Source organism: Halorubrum aethiopicum (assembly GCF_001542905.1).
Taxonomy (GTDB): domain Archaea; phylum Halobacteriota; class Halobacteria; order Halobacteriales; family Haloferacaceae; genus Halorubrum; species Halorubrum aethiopicum.
Genome location: NZ_LOAJ01000001.1, coordinates 1,962,318 through 1,981,254, shown reverse-complemented (window position 1 = coordinate 1,981,254; position 18,937 = coordinate 1,962,318). Strand labels below are relative to the sequence as shown.

Sequence of the window (18,937 nt, the reverse complement as noted above, 5' to 3'; positions counted from 1 at the left end):
ACTCGGCGGACCCGCGGTCGCTGGGGAGGCGCTGGCGGAGAGGTGTCCGAAACGGAACGCGGCGGACGGTTCCCGAGCCGTCAGGACCGGTCCCGGTCGAGCGCGCGCTCCCGGTCTCGTTCCTGCTCACGTTTCCGCCACTCCGCCGCGTCCTCCGGCGTCTCCGTCTCGAGCAGCTTGTCCAGCTTGCGCTCGAACTGCTCGTCGGTCAGGTCGCCCTCCGCGTACCGGGTTCGGAGGCGGTCGATCGCGTCGGCGTTGCCCCCGGTGACGCCGTCCTCGTCGATCCCTCGGGCTCTCGTGTCCTCGCGTGCGGTTTCCGTGGCGGTCTCCGTCGCGTCGTCCGTTTCCTCTTCCTCCTCGTCGAAGAGCATCGAGACCACCGGGACGACCACGACGTAGCCGAACAGCATGAGCGGGAGCCACCACCCGAAGTCGAGGAAGAGCGCGACCAGCCAGACGCCCGTGACCACGGTCGAGGCGATCTCGGTCGCGTTCTCTCTCGCGCGCTCGAGCGGGGACGAGTCGGTCATACTATCGCGTTTCACCGGAATCGTACAAAACGGTGCCGTCGGATCCATAGGTGGGTGTCGTTGCTGACGCGGTGAACACGTCCAAAGCCCCAGTCGCTCGGCTGTACGCTGCTGAAAACGTGACTGCGATGCACACCTCCAAAACCCCAGTCGCAAGGACTCGGGGGCCTCGCTGCGCGCTTCAGTCGTTCGCTCCTCTCACTCCTTCCAGTGCTTACTTCGGCCACCTTCGCCCTCGCGACTGCCCCTTCGAGTCCCACCCAACCGCGACCGCACCTCACGCCTCCCCAGCCTCGCGACTCACGGTTTCACCGTTCGTCGCGTCCCTCGCGGGCGGTTCGCGGGCCTCCGACCCGCTCACCGGCGCGCCACCGCAATCGGTCGTTGCGGCGGATCGTCGGTCCCCTCGCCCGCCGGTTCCGGGCGGGCTTTAAGAGTCGCGACCCTCGATCCGGTATGCGAAACGTGGACGCCGCGGGCCTCGGGATCGGCGACGACCACCCGCCCCGGATCATGGGCGTGTTGAACGTCTCGGCGGAGTCGCCGTACGACCCGAGCGTGTACGACGACCCCGGCGAGGCCGCCGAGTACGTCGACGAGGAGCTGATCGGCGAGGGGGCCGACATCGTCGACGTGGGGCTCGAGTCCGCGAACAAGGACCTCGACGTGCTCTCCGCGGAGGAGGAGCTGGAACGGCTCGACGTCGCGGTCGAGACGCTCGAATCCACCTCGGGCGACGCGGTCTGGTCGATCGAGACGCGGTACCACGAGGTCGCCGACGAGGCGCTCTCGCGCGGGTTCGACATGGTCAACGACGTCTGCGGGTTCGCCGACCCGGAGATGCCCCGCGTCTGCCGCGAACACGACGCCGCCGTCTCGAAGATGGCCTCGCCGCCGGACCTCGAACGCCCGGGCGCAATCGAGGACGTCGACGACATCTACGACGCGCTCTCGATGAACGGCTTCACCGACAAGACGATCCTCGATCCCGCCTTCGGCGGCTGGTCGGAGGCCAAGACCCACGCCGACGACCGCGAGACGTTCCGCCGGCTCCGGGAGTTCCGCGGCTACGGCCGGCCGCTCCTCGTCTCGATCAACCGCAAGAGCTTCCTCAAGACCATCGCCGGCCGCACCACCGAGGAGGCGCTCCCCGTCTCGCTGGCGGCCACCTCGATGGCGGTCGAGCGCGGCGCGCACGTGATCCGCACCCACGACGTGGCCGAGACGCGGGACGCGGCGCTGATCGGCGAGGCGTTCGCCAGGAGACGCCCGCGCCGCGACGGCCCAGTGGCGGTCGAGGAACTGGACGTGACCACGGTCCGAGAGGCCGAGCGCCACCTCGACCGACTCGGCGTCTCCCGCGAGGTCGCCGACGAGACCGTCGTCCACACCTACGAGCTGTCGGGGCTGTCGCCGGAGGCCGTCGGCGCGCTCCGGGCGGCCACGAACGAGGGCGACGCCGCCTTCGCGGTCGGTCGGGGAGACGACGGAGACGGCGAGAGGGGAGAGACGAGCCGAGGCGTCCTCGTCGGTACGGCCGACGGTCTCTCGTCGGCCGTGGCGGCCGTTCACGGCGTTTCGGAGGCGCTCGACGCCGCTCTCTCGACGATCGGCGACACCTAGAAGTAAGAGAAAGTTTATGCCGTCGTGTGGACAACGCTTCAACCGGACGCCGAAGGGGCACGCGGGTAGGGGTACTCTGTGCCACTTCGGCCCATACCATATTCACCACCGCGAGCGGCAGCGCCGTCCCGACGGGTCGGTCCCCCGACCGTCCGACGCGACGCCGGAGGTGATCCCGTGAACTTCGAGACGTTCGAACCCGTCTACGAGGCGATCCTGGCCGACTTCGGGTTCGACCGCCACGCCGACGAGGAGGCCCGCGACGTCGCCGCGTCGCTGTCGACGCCGTTCGACCTCTCGCGGTTCGACGGCTGGGAGGGCCGGACCGTCGCCGTCGCGGGGGGCGCGCCGCGTCTCCGCGAGGACGAGGAGATCCGCCTCGCCCGCGAGGCCGACGTCGTCGTCGCCGCGTCGACGGCGGCCGACGTCCTCCTCGAGGCGGGCGTCGCCGTCGACTGCCTGGTCACCGACCTCGACAAGAACCCCGAGACCGCGGTCGAACTGACCGCGCGCGGCGTGCCGGTCGTGGCGCACGCCCACGGCGACAACGTCCCCGCGGTCCGCGAGTGGCTCCCGCGCTTCGACGCCGACCACACCCTGACGACGACGCAGGCGGCCCCCGTCGGCCCGGTCCGCAACGTCGGTGGCTTCACCGACGGCGACCGCGCCGCGTTCCTCGCGGACCACGCCGGTGCCGGACGGCTGACCTTCCCGGGCTGGAACTTCGACGACCCGGACGTGGGCCCGATGAAGGAACGGAAGCTCGCGTGGGCCGCCCGGCTGCTGGGCTGGCTGGAGCGGCTTCGAGGCGAGCAGTTCGCCGTCCTCGACGACCGGCGCGATCGGGTCCGTCGCGAACTCGACGCGCTGCTCGCGGAGTGAATCGAGCGGAAGGAACCCGCCTCAGAACTCGAAAAGGAGTCCGTAGCCGAAGAGCGCCAGGAGCCCGGCGAAGAGCGCCAGGAGCACGCGGCGCTTCGTGATCCACGGTCGCGTCCGGAGCGCCGACAGTCGTTCGGGTCGGTGACCGTTCCGCCGGGGTAAGGCGGTTCGGCGACCCTCCGGAACGCAGCGTTCCTCACGCCGATCGCCCATCGTCACCTCCGGTGTCGGTGCCGGCGTCGCCGCCGGTGTCGTCGCCGGTTCCGTCGTCATTCGCGTCGTCGCCGGTCTCGTCCGCGTCGCCGTCGTCACCGTCGACGTTCCCGTCTTCGGACGTCTCCGTTTCGCCGGCGCCGCTCTCGTCGCCGTTACTCCCGTCACCGTCGCCGCTGGTGGTTTCGATCTCCTCGGTCTCACCGCCTTCGGTGTCCGTCGTCCCGTCATCACCGTTCTCGTCGGCCCCGCCGTCGGCCCCGTCGGAGCCGTCCTCGGTGTCAGGGTTCTGCGCGTCGTCGGTGCCGTCCGTCTCGTCGTCACCGTTCTCTCCGTCCGTCTCGTCGTTTTCGCCGCTTTCGTCGGCGTCGCCAGCGTCGTCGGCGTCGTCGCCGTCGGCCTCATCGGATCCGTCTTCGGCGCCGTCACCGGCGGCATCCTCGTCGCTTCCGGCCGTCTTCTCGCCGTTCCCGACGTCGCCGTTCTCGCCGCTCTCCGTGTCGTTCTCCGGCTTCGTCGGTTGGTCCGACTTCGGCTCGGAGTCCGTCTCCTTCGCCGGTTCGTCGTCGCCGGCGGCTCCGTCGTCGGTGTCGCCGTCGGCGTCGGCGGCGTCACTATCGGCGTCGCCGTCGACGCTCTTACCGTCGTCTCCGTCGGATCCGCCGTCGATCTCGGGCGTCTCACCGTCCCCGTCGACGGAGGTTCGGGTGAGCCCGACGCCGTCGCCCTGGCCCACGCCCTTCTTTTCACCCTTGTCGGCACCGTTTCCGTTGCCCCCACCGGGAGCGGTCTCGTCGTTCTCAAGCGTCTCGGTCTCGCCCGACGAGTCGTCCGTCTGTGATCCGTTCTCCGCGGATTCGAGCTGCTCGAACTCGTCGACGCTCGCGAAGTTCCCCTGGACCGTGACCTCGTCGGAGAACACCGCGAGCGTCCCGGCTCCGCCGCCGAACCCCGCGAGCAACACGAGGACGGCGACCATCACGACCGACGCGGGGTGGGTCATCGTCCCACCTCGTCGGCCTTGGCGGACTCGGGGATCTCGTCGGCCTCGACGATTTCGTCAGTCTCGTCGGCCTCGACGACCGCCTCCGATCCGCCATCCGTGGCGGACGCGATCACGGGCCGCTCGAAGATCCCCATGGGATTCCCGTCGTCGATTCCACTCGGTCCTTCGACGCGGTCGTCCTCGTGGCCGTCGAGGTCCTCGTCGCCGGCGTCCGTTCCGGCGTCGTCGCCCTCGGCGGGCGCGTCGCGGTCGGCGTCGAGACCTCCGTCGTCGCCGCGGTCGCCGTCACCGTCGTCTCCGTCACCGTCCGTCGAGCGGGACGCTTCGTCGGACGATCCCTCGCCGTCTCCGGCCGTGACGAGGAGGACGGCCGCCATCAGGAGCGTCATGCCGGTTCCGACCGCGACCGCGATGGTCAGGGCGGTCTGGAGCGTGTACGCCGTGTACGCCGCGTACGGGACGAACGCCAGGAGGACGCCCACGGCTCCCTCCACCGTCCGGTTCGTCACGACGAATCCCGGCTCGTCAGCCGCGTCGGACTCGGTTTCGGTGGATCCGGTCGCGGCCGCGGCAGTCGCGGCCGTCTTCTCCGTGTCAATCGCTTCCGAGTCCATCGCTTCCGCGTTCGCGTCGGCGTCGACCGCGTCCGGGTCGGCCGCCGTCGAGCCCTCGCCGCTCCCGGTTCGGGAGCGGTAGAGGCTCCAGACCTCCGAGAGCGCGAGCAGGGCGAACGGCAGGACGACGAGCAGGGTGAAGCCCGTCGCGGAGTCGGTGAACTGGACCACGTACCCGATGTACGGGATCGAGAACGCTACCGCGCCGAGGACGTTCGATCCGGGCACCAGCGCGGAGTCCGGGTCCTCATTGGCGTCGCCCTTCGTCTCGAAGGCGACCTCGCCGCCCGATTCCGTCACCCCGATCACGCGGTGGGTCACCGGCACCTCGCTGTCGCCGCGGACGAACGTGATCACGTCGCCCTCGCCGATCGCCGCCGGATCGCGTTCGTCGACGATCACCACGTCGCCGGGGGCGATCGCGGGCGTCATGCTCGCCGTCAGGACGACGAAGCTGTACTCCGCCCCGACGACCGCCGGCACCGCGTACACCACGAAGGGCGCGACGACCGCGATCAACAGGGCGATCCCGAGCAGGTTGGCAAATCGTTTGAGTGTGATAGGTGAGTTCATTATAGGTCCTCCGAGTCGCAGAGCGGATTCTCGTCGGTGAACGTTCCGCCGACGAGTTCGTAGAGCGTTCCTCCGGATCCGTCGGAGCCGAACGTGTCTCCGATCGCGAGCACCTCCGAGCAGCTGGTGTGGATCTCCACGCTCTCCGAGGCACCGTCGTCGCCGCCGTCGACGATCGAGATCGTCGTGTTCTGTCCGAGGCTCGTTCCGACGTTCCCCCACGTTTGGGGGACGTCGCTGCCGTCGGCGGTGAACGTTCCACCGGACGCGATCGTCGCGTCCTCGAACACGACCTCGTTTCCGCCGCCCGTCCGCTGCGTGGTGGCCCGGATCGTGGCGTCGGATCCGCCGTCGTATCGGAACGTCAGGTCGCGGTAGCGGACGTTTCCGCCGCACTCGCAGTCGCCCGGATCGTCGTGGTCGTCTCCGCCGTCGTCGTCCACACAGACGTCGATCTGGATGTTGCTGATTCCGGCGGGGTTCCCGCCGTTGTTCTCGGGCGAGTACAGTATCTCGCCCGTGTCGTTGCTCGGCGGCTCGATCGGGTACGGCTTCGTGTCGTTTCCGCCCTTGATCCGGACCTCACAGAGCCGTCCGGCCGGGTCGCCGTTCTCGTCCACGAGTTCGAAGCCGACGCCGACGGCCTCGTTGCCGTCCTTGTACTCGACGTCGGTGACGAAGAGGTACGCGTCGCCGGCGAGCGGACCCTCGTCGATGGTCAACCACGTCGAGATATCGTTCGAGTCGCTGATGTCGACGTTTCCGTCGATCCCGTCCGCCTTTCCGCCGTCGTCGCAGTCCACACACTTCGGTTCGGGTTCGTCACACGGTCCGAACACCGCGTAGGGGTTCGATCCCGCGGCGTCGTCCTCGGAGACGTGCCGGCACTGCTCGGTGTAGAGCTGGAACTCGAACGCGGTCGTCTGCCCGGCCGCGGCGGCCGGAGCGTCCTCGGGAAGCTCCCAGGCGAGTTCGATCTCGAGCGCGTCTCCCTCCGGATCGAGACACGCACCGCCGTCGAGGTCGTCGATCCGAAGTCCGCCGGCGAACTCGCGGCGGAGTTCCGAGAGCGACCCGGAGAACTCCTCGTCGCCTTCTATGTAGAGCGAAACCTCCAGCGCGTTGCCGAGCGGGTCCCGCGTCGGCGGGCAGGTCGTCGCGAACCAGAGCCTCGCCGGGTTCGTCCGGACCGAGACGTCGAACGTCACGTACCCGGAGTCGCCGCGGTCGATCGGATTCTCGGGCGTGTAGCTCACGGTACCGTTCGAGACGGTACAGTTGCCTCCGTTCGAATCCGAACACGACACGTCGAGTTCAACCTCGCCGGCACCGATCTCGTTGCGCGGCAGCGTCTCCTCGTCGGAGAAGTACGCGAACGTTCCCGCGCCGCTCGCGGCACCGATCGCGCCTAATCCGCCGAGCCCCGCGAGGAGCCGGCGACGGCTGAGGTCGGCGAGGCCGGAGCCCCCTCGTCCGCTCCCGTCGGCGGTCATTCCGCCACCTCCGAGTCCGTCGAGTCCGTCGAGTCAGCCGATCCCTCCGAGTCCTCGCGGTCCGGCACCGCATCCGCGAACGGGTTGCCGGTCCATCCGCAGTCGACGGCGTAAAACGACACGTCGAAGTCGACGGATCCGCCCTTCCCGGCGTTGCCGCCCTCGCCGATCGGGAACCTCCAGTTAAACGCGAGACAGCGGCTCTCGTCAGGTTGTAGGCAGCCGTTGTCGAGGATGCTGGGATCGACCTCGATCCCCTCGGTCAGATCGTGGCCGTCGAGCTCCGCGAGGGTCCCCGAGAAGATCCCGTTACCGAAGGTCGGGAAACTCGGGAAGCTCTCGAGGTTCTCCGCGCCGGCACAGCCGCCGACGCCGAGGAACCCGGTGTCGTAGCGAACGGAGACCTCGATCCGCTCCGCGAGCGCCTGGCTCGCCGGATCGGTGCCGATCTCCGGATCGATCTTCATCCACACCCGGACGCCGTCCGGGACGTTCTGGCCCTGATCGTCGATCCGCAGACCGACGCTCGTCGAGCCCGTGTCCATCGGGAGGACGTTGTCCTGGTCGATGAGACGGACCGGCGCGCCGATCTCGTCGACGTCCGCGACCTCGTCGGTCGGGCTCTCCCGGACGAGCTGGTCGTTGTATCTGCTCCGCCAGCCGACCAGCAGGCTGGTCGGAACGTTCGACTGCGCGTAGGTATAGCTCGTGTACTGGTTCCAACTGCCCGTCGACCGGGTTCCGACGGCCATCCCGGCGGCCGCGAAGCCCACGGCTCCGATGCCCGCGAGTGCTTGCCGCCGAGTCAGGTGTGTGTCTCGTTTCGTCATTCGTGTCCCGTGGTCGGCTCCGGACGGCCGGTTCGTCGATAGTCTCCACGCGTTCTCGGTACGTATGTATGCGCCTCCTACCCAAACGGTTCGGACACCGAACCGCGTTGATTGAGTCATTGAACGACCGGCAGGGTGTGCCTAACCGGCCACTCGGCGACCCGGTTCGACGCCGAACCGTGGTCGTGCTCGTCGGCGTACGCCGCCGCCCCGTCGACGTTCGACGTACGCCGACGCCCTCGTCCGTGGGCGCTCGAACCGCCGTCACCGAGCGGAGAATCCGCCCGTTGATGCGCGGTGGCGTACCGTGTGGCTCCCGACCCCACGTTCCGACGTTCGGAACGCCGGGGTTTCAGCGGCTCAGGCCGGCGTCGGCCCGGAGCCGTCGTTGTGTCGCTCCTGTTCGGTGTAGAACCCGAGATCGAAGCCGAGCGTGTCGCCTTGGACCTCGTTTCCGACCTCGAACGGCAGCTCCCACGAAAGCGCGACACAGTGCATCACGCCGTCGCCGCGGAACGCGTCTCGGTTCGAATCGTCGGCCGGGTCGGCGAGCTCGTCGTACGGCGTCGCGCGGTTGCCGTCGAGCGGGATGCCGTTCCCGTCGGCGAGCGCGTCCAAGACGTTCCCGAGCGAGTCCTCCATGATGATCTTCTCCTGGCCGGTCTGGGCCGCGAGGTTGCCGAACACCGTGGGGATGTTCAGCGGGTCGTCGACGTCGTTGAAGTACGCCGAGTCGCCGCCCGATCCGCCGGCCGGCCCGGCCATCGCCTGGAGCGTGCTGGCGCTGCCGTCGACGTTGATCGTGTAGACGTCCGTGGCGGGGGCCGGTGAGGCCGCCCGCGCGTCGTCCGCGGCCGCGGTCGGCGAGGAGAACTGCGTGCTTCCCGTGCCGTTGAACGACTCGCCGTCCGAGAGAACGATGTTACGCTTCTCGGCGTTCGGGCGACCGTTCGCGGCGAGTTCGTCCTGAGCGTCGTCGACGCCTTCGCCGATGTAGGTACCCGTCGCGATGCCGCTCGCGTTCGAGAACGGGTTCGGGTTCCCGTCACCGTCGAACGGCGTCGAGCCGGGGCCACCGGTCACGAGGTTCGCGAGCTTCTGCCGGAGCCCCGAGAGCGCGCCGTCGACGACCGAAAGGTCGGTGGTCAGCGGCTGGAGGACGCCGGTCCGCGGCTCGGTGTCGTTGCTTCCTTCGCCGTCGAAGTAGGCCACGCCGACCTGAACGTCCGACCCCTGCGACTGGAGGTAGTCGACGAACTGTCGGGTTCCGAGTTCGACGAGATCGATCTTCGTCGTCTCCCCGTAGGTCGTCCCGTTGATCTGGATCGGGTCGCTACTGACCACGCCGCCGTACTGGTCGTACAGCATGGAGCCGGAGAAGTCCAGCGTCAGCATGATGTCGACAGGCTCCGCGCCGTCGTACACGTTGTCGCAGTCCTCGTCGTACCAGAGCGTCGCCTGGATGGCGTCGCCGAGGTCGCCGAGGTTGTCGGGATCCACCAGTAGTTCGGGTTCGGTTCCGACCCCGCCCTCGTCGGCGACGTTGGACGCCTGCATCCAGATGTAGCCGGGGTTGTCACACAGGTGGAGCGAGAAGGTGATCTCGCCGGAGTCGCCGGGCTTCACGTCGGTGAGCTGCACCAGCGTGTCCATCTCCTCGCCGGTGACGGGGTCGGTACCGAAGTCCGCCTCCGAGAGCGGCGGGATGGCCGCACAGTCGAGGTCCGGGATGTTCGCGCCGTTGCTGTCCTCGTCCTCCTCGTCCGGGAAGTCGCTGTATCTGAGGACTTCCCCGTCGATCTCGACGGACTGTTCGCCGTCGCCGTCGTGGTCGGGGTGGGCGCTGACGAACTGGTGGCCCTCGCCGAAGTCGTAGGTCTGTTGCCAGTCGACGAGCAGGTCGAGGTTCCCGGCGGTGAGCGTGTTGCCCTCGAACCCCTCCTCGTCGCTGAAGTACGCCGTGGTACCCAGTCCCGCACCCGCGGAGGCGATGCCCACCGCACCGAGGCCCGCCAGCATCTTGCGCCGCGAGAGTCCGATCGTGTCGATTGAATCGTTGTCTGTCATGATTGTGAATCCCCGAAGGGAGTCCCACCGACGGAGTCGAACCGTCGTCGTCGGCCGCCCTCGCGGGCCCGACGTGGGTGGCGGTCAGCGCGTCGGACGAGTGGACCCGAGGCGGGTCACCCGGCCGGCGTCACTCGCTGAACACGACCGCGTCGCTGCTGTCGTAGAAGTCCGGTCCGACCGCGGGGTCGGCGTTGACCTTCGCGATCGGTCCCTCGCCGCCGGTGCTGCCGTAGGCGAGCAGGCGGAACGTCGAGGCGATCTCGCTGCGCGGGACGCCGAACAGGATCGTGTTCCCGACCTTCTGCGCGGAGAAGCCGGCCGGAAGCGACTGAGCCGCGCCGTAGCTGCCGCCGGTGTTCTCCACGTAGCCGAAGGGGGCGTCCGGGAGGCCCGCGTTCGGCTGCCAGATGAGCTGCCAGTCGTGCGTGCCGTCGTCGTCCGCGTCGACCGCGACCGGGAGGTTCGTGCTGGAGTAGTCCGCGGTGTCGAGGAAGTCCATGCCGTCGCCGTCGTCGACGAAGGTGAAACCGAGGACGACCTGGTTCTGGCCGTAGGCGACGCTGGTGTAGACGTTCCCGTCGGTGGGGTTCGCCAGCGTCTGGCCCTTCCAGTCGTTGTCGTACGCCGTGACGACGACCTCGTCGACGCACGGGTTGTTCGTGCCGTCGTTGTGCCGCGACTGTTCCGCGTAGAACTCGAAGTCGAAGGTGACGGAGTCGCTCTGGATCTCGTTGCCGACGTCCGTCGGGACCTCCCACTCGACGCAGACGCACTGCTCCGCGACGTTCGGTTCGTCGTCGAGGAACGCCTCGGTGACGCCCTCGAACGGGTCGCGTCCGTCGAGGGGCACGCTCGCGTCGCCGTCGCCGGAGAGCGGGACGCCGGCCTGAAGCGCCAGCATCACGTCAGCCAGCGAGCCGGAGACGATCTCGTTTCCGACCTCCCCGTCGGCGGTACAGTACGAGACGGTCACCTGCATCGCGTCGGCGAGCTCGCCCATGCCCTCGCCGGGGTCGCCGCCGGTCGTGTCGGCGTCCGTCTCGGGCTCGGTCTGGCCGTTCTCGTCGTTCGCCGTCAACTCGCCGCACATCCACATGTAGGCGGGGTTGTCGACGATCGAGAAGCAGAACTCCCCCTCGCCGGAGTCGCCGGGCTTCAGGTCGGAGACCTGAATGCTGAGGGGTTCGCCGTCGCCGCCGCCGACGACGTTGCCGTGGATGAAGGTTCCGGACGGCGTGGAGTACTGCGCGTAGCTCCCCTGGTCCTCCGAGTAGTCCACGTGGACGAAGAGGTCGAGAGTCCCGGCCTCGAGCTGGTTGCCGGTGAAGCCCTCCTCGTCGCTGAAGTACGCCGTCGTTCCGAGACCCGCGCCCGCGGAGGCCACGCCGACCGCGCCGAGTCCGAACAGCATCTTGCGCCGCGACAGTCCGATGGTATCGTCGTTCATTGTATATCGTCCCCAGTGGGGAACTCCCGTCGGCGGTCGCGAACCGCCGCGTCGGCCGCCCCGAAGGGTGCCGGATCGGGAACCGAACGAGCGTGTCGTTCGGAGAGAGCGGACGTCCCGCTCGATGTGTCGTGTCAAATGTTTAATTGGACACGTTTCCGGTGCTGTTGCTGGTCACGTTCGTCCCGTTGAACGAGACGTCCGGGTTGTCGTTGTGGCGGAACTGCTCCGCGTAGAGGCCGATGTCGAAGGAGACAGAGTCGCTCTGGATCTCGTTTCCGACCTCCGCGGGGAGCGTCCACTCGAAGCCGATACACTGGGTCGTCGCGCCGGGGTACGGCTGCCTACCCGCCTCCTGGCGGTTGCCGTCGAGGGCGACGCCCTCGGAGAGCGCCTCGAAGACCTCGGTCATCGTGCCGGAGATGATCTTCTGTTCGCCCGCGAGGACGATCTGCGCGATCTCGGCGTAGACGGTGTCGAGGTCGGCCGGGTCCGGCGCGACGAAGGCGTCGTCCGGGCTGGAGGCGAGGCTCTCGAGCAGCGAGGTGTTCGCGCTGCCGAGCGCGATCGTGAAGACGCGGATGCCCGCGTTCTTCGCGGCGTTCGCCGCGTTGGTCGCGGCGCTCGCGCTGGAGTTCCCGTCACTCAGCAGGATCATCACCTTGGACGCGCCGGGCGTGGCGTTGGTGCCGTTGAGGAGCTCGTCCGCGCCCTCGTTGATGCCGGCCGCGATCGAGGTGCTGCCGCCCGCGGTGTAGTTGTTGATCGCGTTCTGGACGCTCTGGTAGTTCGTCGTCAGTTCCTGATCCGTCGACGCGCCGCCGCTGAACGAGATCGCGGCGGCCTCGTCCGGCGAGGAGAGGTTGTCCACGAAACTCGTCGCGGCCGTCTTCAGCGCCGAGAGCGGGGCGCCGCTCATCGATCCGGAGACGTCGCTGACGAGGGCGACCTCCAGTTCGTTCTGCTGGCCCGTGCCGGTGGGCTCGTACACGTTGTCACAGTCCTCGTCGTACCAGACGCAGACCTCGATGGCGTCGGCGAGCTCGCCGATCCCGTCGGTGTCCTCGCCCTCGTCCTCCATCTCGGGCTCGGTCTGTCCGTTCTCCGCGTTCTCGGTGAGTTCGCCCGAGAAGTAGAGGTACGCGGGGTTGTCACAGATGTGGATGCTGATCGTGACCTCGCCGGAGTCGCCGGGCTTCACGTCGTCGAGGGTGAAGACCGGGATCCCGTCACCGTTGACGAGGTACTGGTCCGCCTCGGGCGAACAGAAGTCGAACATCTCGTCGTCCTGCACGTAATTCTCCCATTCTTGCATGTCACCGGGGCTGGGAGCCTGGTCGAGCAGGTACCGCCCGTCGCCGAGATCCTGGGCATCCGGGTAGCCCATCGACTGAACGTCAGCCAGACGGCCAGGGCCGCCGAGGTACGTCGATTTGTAGTCGAGCTTGAGGTCGAGGGTCCCGGCCTCGAGCTGGTTGCCGGTGAAGCCCTCCTCGTCGCTGAAGTACGCCGTCGTTCCGAGTCCCGCGCCCGCGGAGGCGACGCCCATCGCCCCGAGGCCGACGAGCATCTTGCGCCGCGAGAGTCCGATCTTTTTGTCGTCCATTGTGTATCATTCCCGGTAGGGAAACTCCCACCGACGGAGTCGAACCGTCGTACGCCAAGTGGGTGGACAGCCGACGTCGGCTGTCGTGATCGCGGCCGAACGCCCGGATCTCCGGACGAACGCCGCGCGGCCGATCCGGGGATTATTCGACGCTGACGTCGAACGCGACCCCCTCGTCGGAGCCGGAGTAGTCGCCCTGTACGTCGACGGTCACGTCGCCGCTGACGGTGAACGCGTTCGCGACGTCCGCGGCATCGGTGTCGAACACGAGGTAGGTGACCTCGCGGCCGGAGCCGTCGTTGGTCGCGGAGACGGCGTCGGGGCCGCTGAGGGCCACGGTGGTGCCGTCCAGGTCGAGCGTGAGGTTCGCGACGGAGACGGTGGCCTCGTCGGCCTTCGTCGTGATCGCCAGCTTCCCGCTGGGGGCGGGGATCGCGCTGGAGACGGTCGCGCCGTTGAGCGTGAACGAGGCGTTGCCGCTCCCATCGTAGGTGTAGCTGAACGGAACCGTGTTTCCGGGCGTCCACGCGTAGTTCGCGGTGTCGGCGCTCCCGACGTCGGGGCCGACCGCGACCTCCCAGGCACCGGCGGTGCCGTTGTTGTCACCGTAGCGGCCGCGGGCGAAGGAGGTCTCCTGCTGGGTGGCGAACTCCTGTTGCTTGGCGAAGCCCTCGCCGGTCCGGGTCGTGACGGTGGGAACGCACGGGTTGTACATCCCGTCGTTGTGGCGCGACTGGATCGCGTGGAACTCGAAGTCCATCGTCAGCGTGTCGGACTGGATCTCGTTGCCCACCTCGATCGGCACGTTCCAGAACAGGCACACGCACGGGCCGGTGATGTACGCCTCGCCCTCCTCGGGCTCGACGACGTCGGCGTACTCCGCCTGGTCGCCGGGCGCCATGCCGGGCATGCCCTCGCCGTCGAGGGGTACGCCGCCGGTGATGGCCGCGATGACGTCAACCAGCGAGCCGGAGACGATCTCTTCGCCCTCGATGAGTTCGCCGTCGTCGCGCTCGCAGTAGACGAGCCGTGCGTCGATGGCGTCGCCGAGCTCGCCCAGGTCGGGCGTGTCGTCGACGATCATCTCGGGTTCGTTCATGCCGTTCTCGGTCTGCGAGAGGTCGGCACACGCCCACATGTAGGAAGGGTTGTCCACGATCCGGAAGCAGAACTCCACGTGGCCGGAGTCGCCCGGCTTCACGTCGTCGAGATCATAGAACATGCCCGCGGGCTCGCCGTCCTGCGTGCCCATCGCCACGTCGGCCATGTTCTCGACCGCGCCGTCGCTGTCGTAGGAGGCCTCGTAGTCCACCAAGAGATCGAGGGTCCCGGCCTCGAGCTGGTTGCCGGTGAAGCCCTCCTCGTCGCTGAAGTATGCCGTCGTTCCGAGACCCGCGCCCGCGGAGGCCACGCCGATCATGCCGAGGCCGCCGAGCATCTGCCGCCGCGAGAGTCCGAAGTTGTTTTTGTTATCGTCCATTTGATCATCCCTGGCGTCTCGGCCAGTACCCCTCCCTTAGCGGCAGGGGGGATAGTTACGACTCGACACGTCGGATCCTAACGCCGCCATCGGCGCGACGAACCGCGCCATCGACCGAACTAACCGCTCGTTCGACCGAATTCGGCGGTTTCGGACGGTTTCGAAGAACGCCCGGAAGGGGCGGATGGCGGGCCATACCGTCCGCGTGGTGGTGCCTACCGCCCCGCACGTGGCCCCCTACCGCCCCGTCTGTGACTCCCTACCGGATCTCGTGGGATCGCCTACCGTGGTTTCGCCCCGAGATCCGGTTTCGATTGCTAACAAGTGACACGGAAGTACGGGGCGCATACATATACCCTCATCCGTCCTTCACGTTCTCAGACGAGGTGTTCTCCATTCCACTCCAGATCCGATCCGACTCGCTCCCGGAGAACGTCATTCACGACGTGCTCTCGAACAGCCGCCGAAAGAACGCGCTGCGGGAGCTTCGGACGCGGGGCGGGGCCGTCTCGGTGAGGGAGCTCTCGGAGGCGATCGCCGCCGACGAGACGGGCGAGTCGCCCGCGCCGCGCTGCGTGCGCGAGAGCGTGTACGCCTCCCTCCACCAGACGCACCTGCCGCGGCTCCACGAGCTCGGCGTCGTCGAGTACGACCGCACGCGCAAGGAGGTCCGCGCGTGCCGGGGCGCACGCGACGTGGAACGGTACATGACCGTCGTGACCGGCTACGGGTTCACCTGGACGGAGCTGTACCAGCTGCTCGGTATCGTGACGCTGTGTGTCGTGCTCGCCGCCCAGCTCGGCGCGCCGGTCGTCGGCGCGGTCGATCCCTTACTCTGGACGAGCGGCGCGCTCGCGGCGTTCGCGGTCGTGACCGTCGCCCAGCTGTGGGCGGCCTATCGGCTCTCGATGCCGCTTTCGCGGTGATATCCGGGTTTTACTTCTCTTTGTTCGTTACGCCACGATTTTTGGGCGTGTAGTCGGCTGAAACCGCCGTTATATTTCGAGTGCTAGTGGTGCGGGTGTTACATGTAATCTTACTCTGATAGAAACGCGATCGTTGCTGGCGCGGTGACGATCTCCAAAGCCCCAGTCGCGAGGACTCGATGCGCTCGCTGTGCTCCTCGGTCGCTCGTTTCACTCGCTCCCTGCGGTGCTTGCGTCGCGCGTCTTCGCCCTCGCGACTGCCCCTTTGAGTCCCGCCCAACCGTCCCGCAACCGCACCTCACACCTCCCCAGCCTCGCGGCTCGTGGTTTCACCACTCGCCGCGTCCCTCGCGGGCTCCTCGCGAGCCGATGGCTCGCTCGGAGGCGCGCCACCGCAATCGGTCGCTCACTCCTTCGGCTGGAGTGAGCATCCGCGAGCGAAGCGAGCGGTTCACCGACGGAGCCGTCGAAGACGGCGGAGTCGGCTTTTTCCCTCCAGGTTTTTCGAGGAGCGGTTCCCGAAGCGAACGCAGTGAGCGAGGGCACCCGACGATGAAAAAGGTGGCTGTACTGACCAAACGCGTCCTCGAGCGCTCACTTCACTCGCGGCTCGGGCATCAGCGTCTCGAGTTCGCGGGCGTCGAGCCACTCCAGGAGTTGGACCAACTGGTCGGCGGCGGCCTCGAACAGCCGCTCGGCCTTCTCGGGCGTGACGTCGGTCGGGTCGCCGAACGCGCCGTTCGCGGAGTTGTCGACCGCGTCGTAGAAGGTTCGCGCGCCGTGGACCATCGTCTCCGAGTCCTCGATGTCCGTGAGACCGCCGTCGCGGGCGGCCTCGAACTCCTCGGGATGGACGAGGTCGGGCGCGAGGTGGGTGATCATCGCGGTCTCCTTGGGGCCGGCGTGGGGACCGTTCTGTTCGAACAGGTCGTCGACGAGCTCCGGGATCGACTCGTCCCACATCCACTCGATGGCGTACATCGTCCCGTCCTGGTGGAGCCGGCGGCCGACCTCGCGGAGGTGGTCGACGTTGCCGCCGTGGGCGTTGACGTAGACGACGCGGTCGATCCCGTGGTACGCGAGGTTGCGCGTGAGGCTCTCGACGTAGTCGCGGAACTCCGGCGGATCCACCCAGAGCGTCCCGGGGAACTGGCGGTGGTGCGGGCTGACGCCGATGTCGACGGTGGGCGTGCGGGGGATTCCGGTCTCCTCGGCGGCCGCGGTCGCGAGTCCTTCGGCGATGAGGTGGTCGGTCGCGAGCGGGAGGTGCGGCCCGTGCTGTTCTGTCGATCCGAGCGGCACGATCGCGGTGGAGGCGTCCTCGAGTCGATCGCCCAGTTCCGGCCAGGTGTGGTCCGCGAGGTACATACGACTCCCAGAACCCGGAGGTGTATCAAACTCCGTGAGGAGGCAGGCGAACGGGGGGAGCGAGGGCGGCGACGGTCCCGCGACCCTTCGTCACCCTTTTTGTGCCGCCCGGGCGAATTCCGGGACATGTTCGGAGGAGGCGGCATGAATCCGCGAAAGATGAAACAGATGATGAAACAGATGGGGATCGACGTCGAGGAGCTCGACGCCGAGCGGGTCGTCGTCGAGACGGCCGACGGCGACCTCGTCTTCGAGGACCCGCAGGTCACGCGCATGGACGCGCAGGGCCAGAAGACCTACCAGATCGTGGGCGACCCCGACGAGGTCGCCGACGCGGGCGCGGGCGGCGCGAGCGCAGTCGAGGCCGCCGACGCCGACGAGGAGACGGAAGCCGGCGGGATCCCCGACGACGACGTGGCGCTCGTCGCGGAGCGCGCGGGCGTCCCCGAGTCGCTCGCCCGCGAGACGCTCGAGGCCCACGACGGCGACCTCGCGGCCGCGATCGCCGAACTCGAGTGACCGACGCCGCGTACCTCCTGGTCCACGAGGACCGCGAGTACCTCCTCGAGCCCGGCGAGGAGTTCGGCACCGACCTCGGCGTGCTCGAGGTCCCCGAGGACGTCGCCGCCGGCGACACGGTCGAGAGCCACCTCGGCACCCCCTTCGAGGTCCGCGAGCTTCGCGGCCCCGACCTGTTCGACCACCTCGAGCGCACCGGCGCTCCGATGATGCCCCGGGACGTGGGGCTCGTGATGGGGCTGACCGGCGTCGCCGCGGGCGACCGCGTCCTCGACGCCGGCACGGGGACCGGCATCCTCGCGGCGCACCTCGGCCGGGTCGGCGCGGACGTGACCACCTACGAGGTCGATCCGGAGTTCGCAGACGTGGCGCGCGAGAACATGCGCGTCGCGGGCGTCGAGGAGCGCGTCGAGGTCCGGACCGGCGACCTCGCCGATGAGGTCGACGCGCTCGTCGGCGGAGGCGACGAGGACGGGGGCGGCGACGAGGCGGCCGACCCCTCGGCACCCTTCGACGTGCTCACGCTCGACACCGGCGACGCGCCGGCGATCGTCTCCCGCGCTCCCGACCTGCTCGTCTCCAGCGGGTTCCTCGCCGTCTACTCGCCGTTCGTCGAGGGGACCCGCGAGGCCGTGACGGCCGCGCGCGAGGCCGGGCTCGCGGGGATCGAGACGCTGGAGACGATCCAGCGCGAGATGGACTTCTCCGACCGCGGCTCCAGACCCTCCACCCGCGGCGTCGGCCACACCGGCTATCTCGTGATCGCCAGAGCGCCCTGAGCACGGGCACGCGAACCGATCGAGCACCCGCGACCCGCGGTTCGGCCGCGTCGACCCCGATATCGGGGGAAGCTTCATTCCACCGCGACCGCCAGAACCGGTATGTCCATCGCCGACGACGTCGAGGCCGCGCTCGCCGGGCGCGACGACGTGGTCGCCGTCGGCGTCGACGCCGATCTCCTCGCCGCGGTTCTCTCGGCGCGTCACGGCGACGGCGGCGGCCGCTGGCGGGCGGCGTGTCCGCCGGAGGTGGTCGACGACCTCGGTCGCGCGCTCGCGCTCGGGAGCGCCGCGGCCGAGGCCTGTGAGAGGGGAACGGTCGCACTGCGTACCGGGACCGGCACGCGGCCGGACCGGCCGCTGTTCGCGAGCGCCGGTCGCGTCGACGCGGTCGTGGGACCGGTCGACGACCGGACGCTCCTGACGGACGCGGATCCGGACCGGGTGACCGCCGCCGCGGAAGCCGTCGAGACGCGGTTCGAGACGGCCGACCCGGCGTCGATCGGGATGCCGTCGCGGACCCGGTTGGTGGCGGCGGCCCGCGAGGCGCTCGACGACCGGTTCGCCGACGACTTGGCGACCGTCCTCTCGACGCTGGGAACGGAGCCGACGGCCCTCGACCGCGCCGACGCGCTCGACGACCGGACGCTGCTCGTCGCGTTGGCGGCCCGCCACGACCACCTCTTCGCGGACGTGCGCGAGTGGGCCGACGACGTGGGGATCGCTCCGAAACAGACGTTTTCGGCAGCCCGCCGCGCGCTCGAGGAGCGCGGGCTGGTCGAGTCGATCAAGGTTCCGATGGGGATCGGCAGGCCGAACTACCGGCTCCGCGCCGTCGACGAGACGCTCTACCGCGTCGACGCCGAGCGGTTCCCGTCGGCGCTCCGCGAACTCTTCGAGGCGGCGGACGCCGGCGGCGGGGTCGGTCGAGTGCGAGCCGACGACCGGCCGGTGTGGGACAGGCGTCGGTAGCCG

17 protein-coding genes are annotated in these 18,937 nt (G+C 68.8%); 6 read left to right on the top strand and 11 right to left on the bottom strand.

Annotated features, from left to right (window positions below):
• Nucleotides 1-80: 80 nt before the first annotated feature.
• Nucleotides 81-533: an SHOCT domain-containing protein gene (locus AXA68_RS09345; RefSeq protein ID WP_066415745.1), complete on the bottom strand. Its 453-nt coding sequence runs from the start codon at nucleotides 531-533 to the stop codon at nucleotides 81-83.
• 456 nt (nucleotides 534-989) lie between these two features.
• Here AXA68_RS09345 and AXA68_RS09340 point away from each other — a divergent pair, with 456 nt between their 5' ends.
• Entirely contained in the window at nucleotides 990-2,156 is a 1,167-nt protein-coding gene (locus AXA68_RS09340) for a dihydropteroate synthase (protein WP_066415743.1), read from the top strand.
• A gap of 177 nt (nucleotides 2,157-2,333) precedes the next feature.
• Entirely contained in the window at nucleotides 2,334-3,038 is a 705-nt protein-coding gene (locus tag AXA68_RS09335; protein ID WP_066415736.1) for a 6-hydroxymethylpterin diphosphokinase MptE-like protein, read from the top strand.
• Nucleotides 3,039-3,059: 21 nt separating this feature from the next.
• Here AXA68_RS09335 and AXA68_RS09330 read toward each other — a convergent pair whose 3' ends face one another.
• The 9 genes from AXA68_RS09330 to AXA68_RS09290 form a co-directional block, all read right to left on the bottom strand.
• Entirely contained in the window at nucleotides 3,060-3,251 is a 192-nt protein-coding gene (locus tag AXA68_RS09330) for a hypothetical protein (RefSeq protein ID WP_066415734.1), read from the bottom strand.
• Nucleotides 3,235-4,254 (bottom strand): hypothetical protein, encoded by a 1,020-nt coding sequence (locus tag AXA68_RS09325; protein WP_066415733.1) that lies wholly within the window; start codon nucleotides 4,252-4,254, stop codon nucleotides 3,235-3,237. The genes AXA68_RS09330 and AXA68_RS09325 overlap by 17 nt, the downstream gene beginning before the upstream one ends.
• A complete protein-coding gene (locus tag AXA68_RS09320; RefSeq protein WP_080505219.1) occupies nucleotides 4,251-5,444 on the bottom strand; it encodes a signal peptidase I in 1,194 nt (397 codons plus the stop codon). Before AXA68_RS09320 ends, AXA68_RS09325 begins: the two co-directional genes overlap by 4 nt.
• The gene (locus AXA68_RS09315; protein ID WP_066415729.1) at nucleotides 5,444-6,937 is read right to left on the bottom strand and encodes a DUF7467 domain-containing protein; all 1,494 of its coding nucleotides are present in this window, start codon (nucleotides 6,935-6,937) and stop codon (nucleotides 5,444-5,446) included. The genes AXA68_RS09320 and AXA68_RS09315 overlap by 1 nt, the downstream gene beginning before the upstream one ends.
• Nucleotides 6,934-7,767 carry a hypothetical protein gene (locus tag AXA68_RS09310; RefSeq protein WP_066415727.1) on the bottom strand — a complete coding sequence of 278 codons (834 nt, stop codon included), beginning with the start codon at nucleotides 7,765-7,767 and terminating at the stop codon, nucleotides 6,934-6,936. The genes AXA68_RS09315 and AXA68_RS09310 overlap by 4 nt, the downstream gene beginning before the upstream one ends.
• Nucleotides 7,768-8,127: 360 nt before the next feature.
• Nucleotides 8,128-9,834, bottom strand: a complete 1,707-nt coding sequence (locus AXA68_RS09305) for a vWA domain-containing protein (RefSeq protein WP_066415725.1) — start codon at nucleotides 9,832-9,834, stop codon at nucleotides 8,128-8,130.
• A 130-nt stretch (nucleotides 9,835-9,964) separates the two neighbouring features.
• Entirely contained in the window at nucleotides 9,965-11,284 is a 1,320-nt protein-coding gene (locus AXA68_RS09300) for a SipW-dependent-type signal peptide-containing protein (protein WP_066415724.1), read from the bottom strand.
• Between the two features lie 142 nt (nucleotides 11,285-11,426).
• Entirely contained in the window at nucleotides 11,427-12,890 is a 1,464-nt protein-coding gene (locus tag AXA68_RS09295) for a vWA domain-containing protein (protein WP_232745095.1), read from the bottom strand.
• 142 nt (nucleotides 12,891-13,032) lie between these two features.
• Nucleotides 13,033-14,370 carry a choice-of-anchor W domain-containing protein gene (locus AXA68_RS09290; RefSeq protein ID WP_066415722.1) on the bottom strand — a complete coding sequence of 446 codons (1,338 nt, stop codon included), beginning with the start codon at nucleotides 14,368-14,370 and terminating at the stop codon, nucleotides 13,033-13,035.
• A 386-nt stretch (nucleotides 14,371-14,756) separates the two neighbouring features.
• Here AXA68_RS09290 and AXA68_RS09285 point away from each other — a divergent pair, with 386 nt between their 5' ends.
• On the top strand, nucleotides 14,757-15,296 hold the full coding sequence (locus AXA68_RS09285) for a DUF7344 domain-containing protein (RefSeq protein ID WP_232745094.1): 540 nt from the start codon (nucleotides 14,757-14,759) through the stop codon (nucleotides 15,294-15,296).
• A 594-nt stretch (nucleotides 15,297-15,890) separates the two neighbouring features.
• Here the strand turns inward: AXA68_RS09285 and AXA68_RS09280 are convergent.
• On the bottom strand, nucleotides 15,891-16,664 hold the full coding sequence (locus AXA68_RS09280; protein ID WP_066415721.1) for a creatininase family protein: 774 nt from the start codon (nucleotides 16,662-16,664) through the stop codon (nucleotides 15,891-15,893).
• A 126-nt stretch (nucleotides 16,665-16,790) separates the two neighbouring features.
• Between AXA68_RS09280 and AXA68_RS09275 the strand changes: the two genes are divergently transcribed.
• From AXA68_RS09275 to AXA68_RS09265, 3 genes are all read left to right on the top strand, one after another.
• The gene (locus AXA68_RS09275) at nucleotides 16,791-17,183 is read left to right on the top strand and encodes a nascent polypeptide-associated complex protein (protein ID WP_066415719.1); all 393 of its coding nucleotides are present in this window, start codon (nucleotides 16,791-16,793) and stop codon (nucleotides 17,181-17,183) included.
• Nucleotides 17,180-17,962, top strand: coding sequence for a methyltransferase domain-containing protein (locus AXA68_RS09270; protein ID WP_066415711.1), 783 nt, complete (start codon nucleotides 17,180-17,182; stop codon nucleotides 17,960-17,962). The genes AXA68_RS09275 and AXA68_RS09270 overlap by 4 nt, the downstream gene beginning before the upstream one ends.
• 102 nt (nucleotides 17,963-18,064) lie before the next feature.
• Complete coding sequence (locus AXA68_RS09265) at nucleotides 18,065-18,934, top strand: transcriptional regulator TbsP domain-containing protein (protein ID WP_106388649.1); 870 nt, start codon at nucleotides 18,065-18,067, stop codon at nucleotides 18,932-18,934.
• Nucleotides 18,935-18,937 lie beyond the last annotated feature (3 nt).

What these genes read in the sequence shown, in the direction of transcription:
- AXA68_RS09345 (WP_066415745.1), bottom strand. Translation starts at nt 533, where the DNA reads ATGACCGACTCGTCCCCGCTCGAGCGCGCGAGAGAGAACGCGACCGAG.
- AXA68_RS09340 (WP_066415743.1), top strand. Translation starts at nt 990, where the DNA reads ATGCGAAACGTGGACGCCGCGGGCCTCGGGATCGGCGACGACCACCCG.
- AXA68_RS09330 (WP_066415734.1), bottom strand. Translation starts at nt 3,251, where the DNA reads ATGGGCGATCGGCGTGAGGAACGCTGCGTTCCGGAGGGTCGCCGAACC.
- AXA68_RS09325 (WP_066415733.1), bottom strand. Translation starts at nt 4,254, where the DNA reads ATGACCCACCCCGCGTCGGTCGTGATGGTCGCCGTCCTCGTGTTGCTC.
- AXA68_RS09320 (WP_080505219.1), bottom strand. Translation starts at nt 5,444, where the DNA reads ATGAACTCACCTATCACACTCAAACGATTTGCCAACCTGCTCGGGATC.
- AXA68_RS09315 (WP_066415729.1), bottom strand. Translation starts at nt 6,937, where the DNA reads ATGACCGCCGACGGGAGCGGACGAGGGGGCTCCGGCCTCGCCGACCTC.
- AXA68_RS09310 (WP_066415727.1), bottom strand. Translation starts at nt 7,767, where the DNA reads ATGACGAAACGAGACACACACCTGACTCGGCGGCAAGCACTCGCGGGC.
- AXA68_RS09305 (WP_066415725.1), bottom strand. Translation starts at nt 9,834, where the DNA reads ATGACAGACAACGATTCAATCGACACGATCGGACTCTCGCGGCGCAAG.
- AXA68_RS09300 (WP_066415724.1), bottom strand. Translation starts at nt 11,284, where the DNA reads ATGAACGACGATACCATCGGACTGTCGCGGCGCAAGATGCTGTTCGGA.
- AXA68_RS09295 (WP_232745095.1), bottom strand. Translation starts at nt 12,890, where the DNA reads ATGGACGACAAAAAGATCGGACTCTCGCGGCGCAAGATGCTCGTCGGC.
- AXA68_RS09290 (WP_066415722.1), bottom strand. Translation starts at nt 14,370, where the DNA reads ATGGACGATAACAAAAACAACTTCGGACTCTCGCGGCGGCAGATGCTC.
- AXA68_RS09280 (WP_066415721.1), bottom strand. Translation starts at nt 16,664, where the DNA reads ATGTACCTCGCGGACCACACCTGGCCGGAACTGGGCGATCGACTCGAG.
- AXA68_RS09275 (WP_066415719.1), top strand. Translation starts at nt 16,791, where the DNA reads ATGTTCGGAGGAGGCGGCATGAATCCGCGAAAGATGAAACAGATGATG.
- AXA68_RS09265 (WP_106388649.1), top strand. Translation starts at nt 18,065, where the DNA reads ATGTCCATCGCCGACGACGTCGAGGCCGCGCTCGCCGGGCGCGACGAC.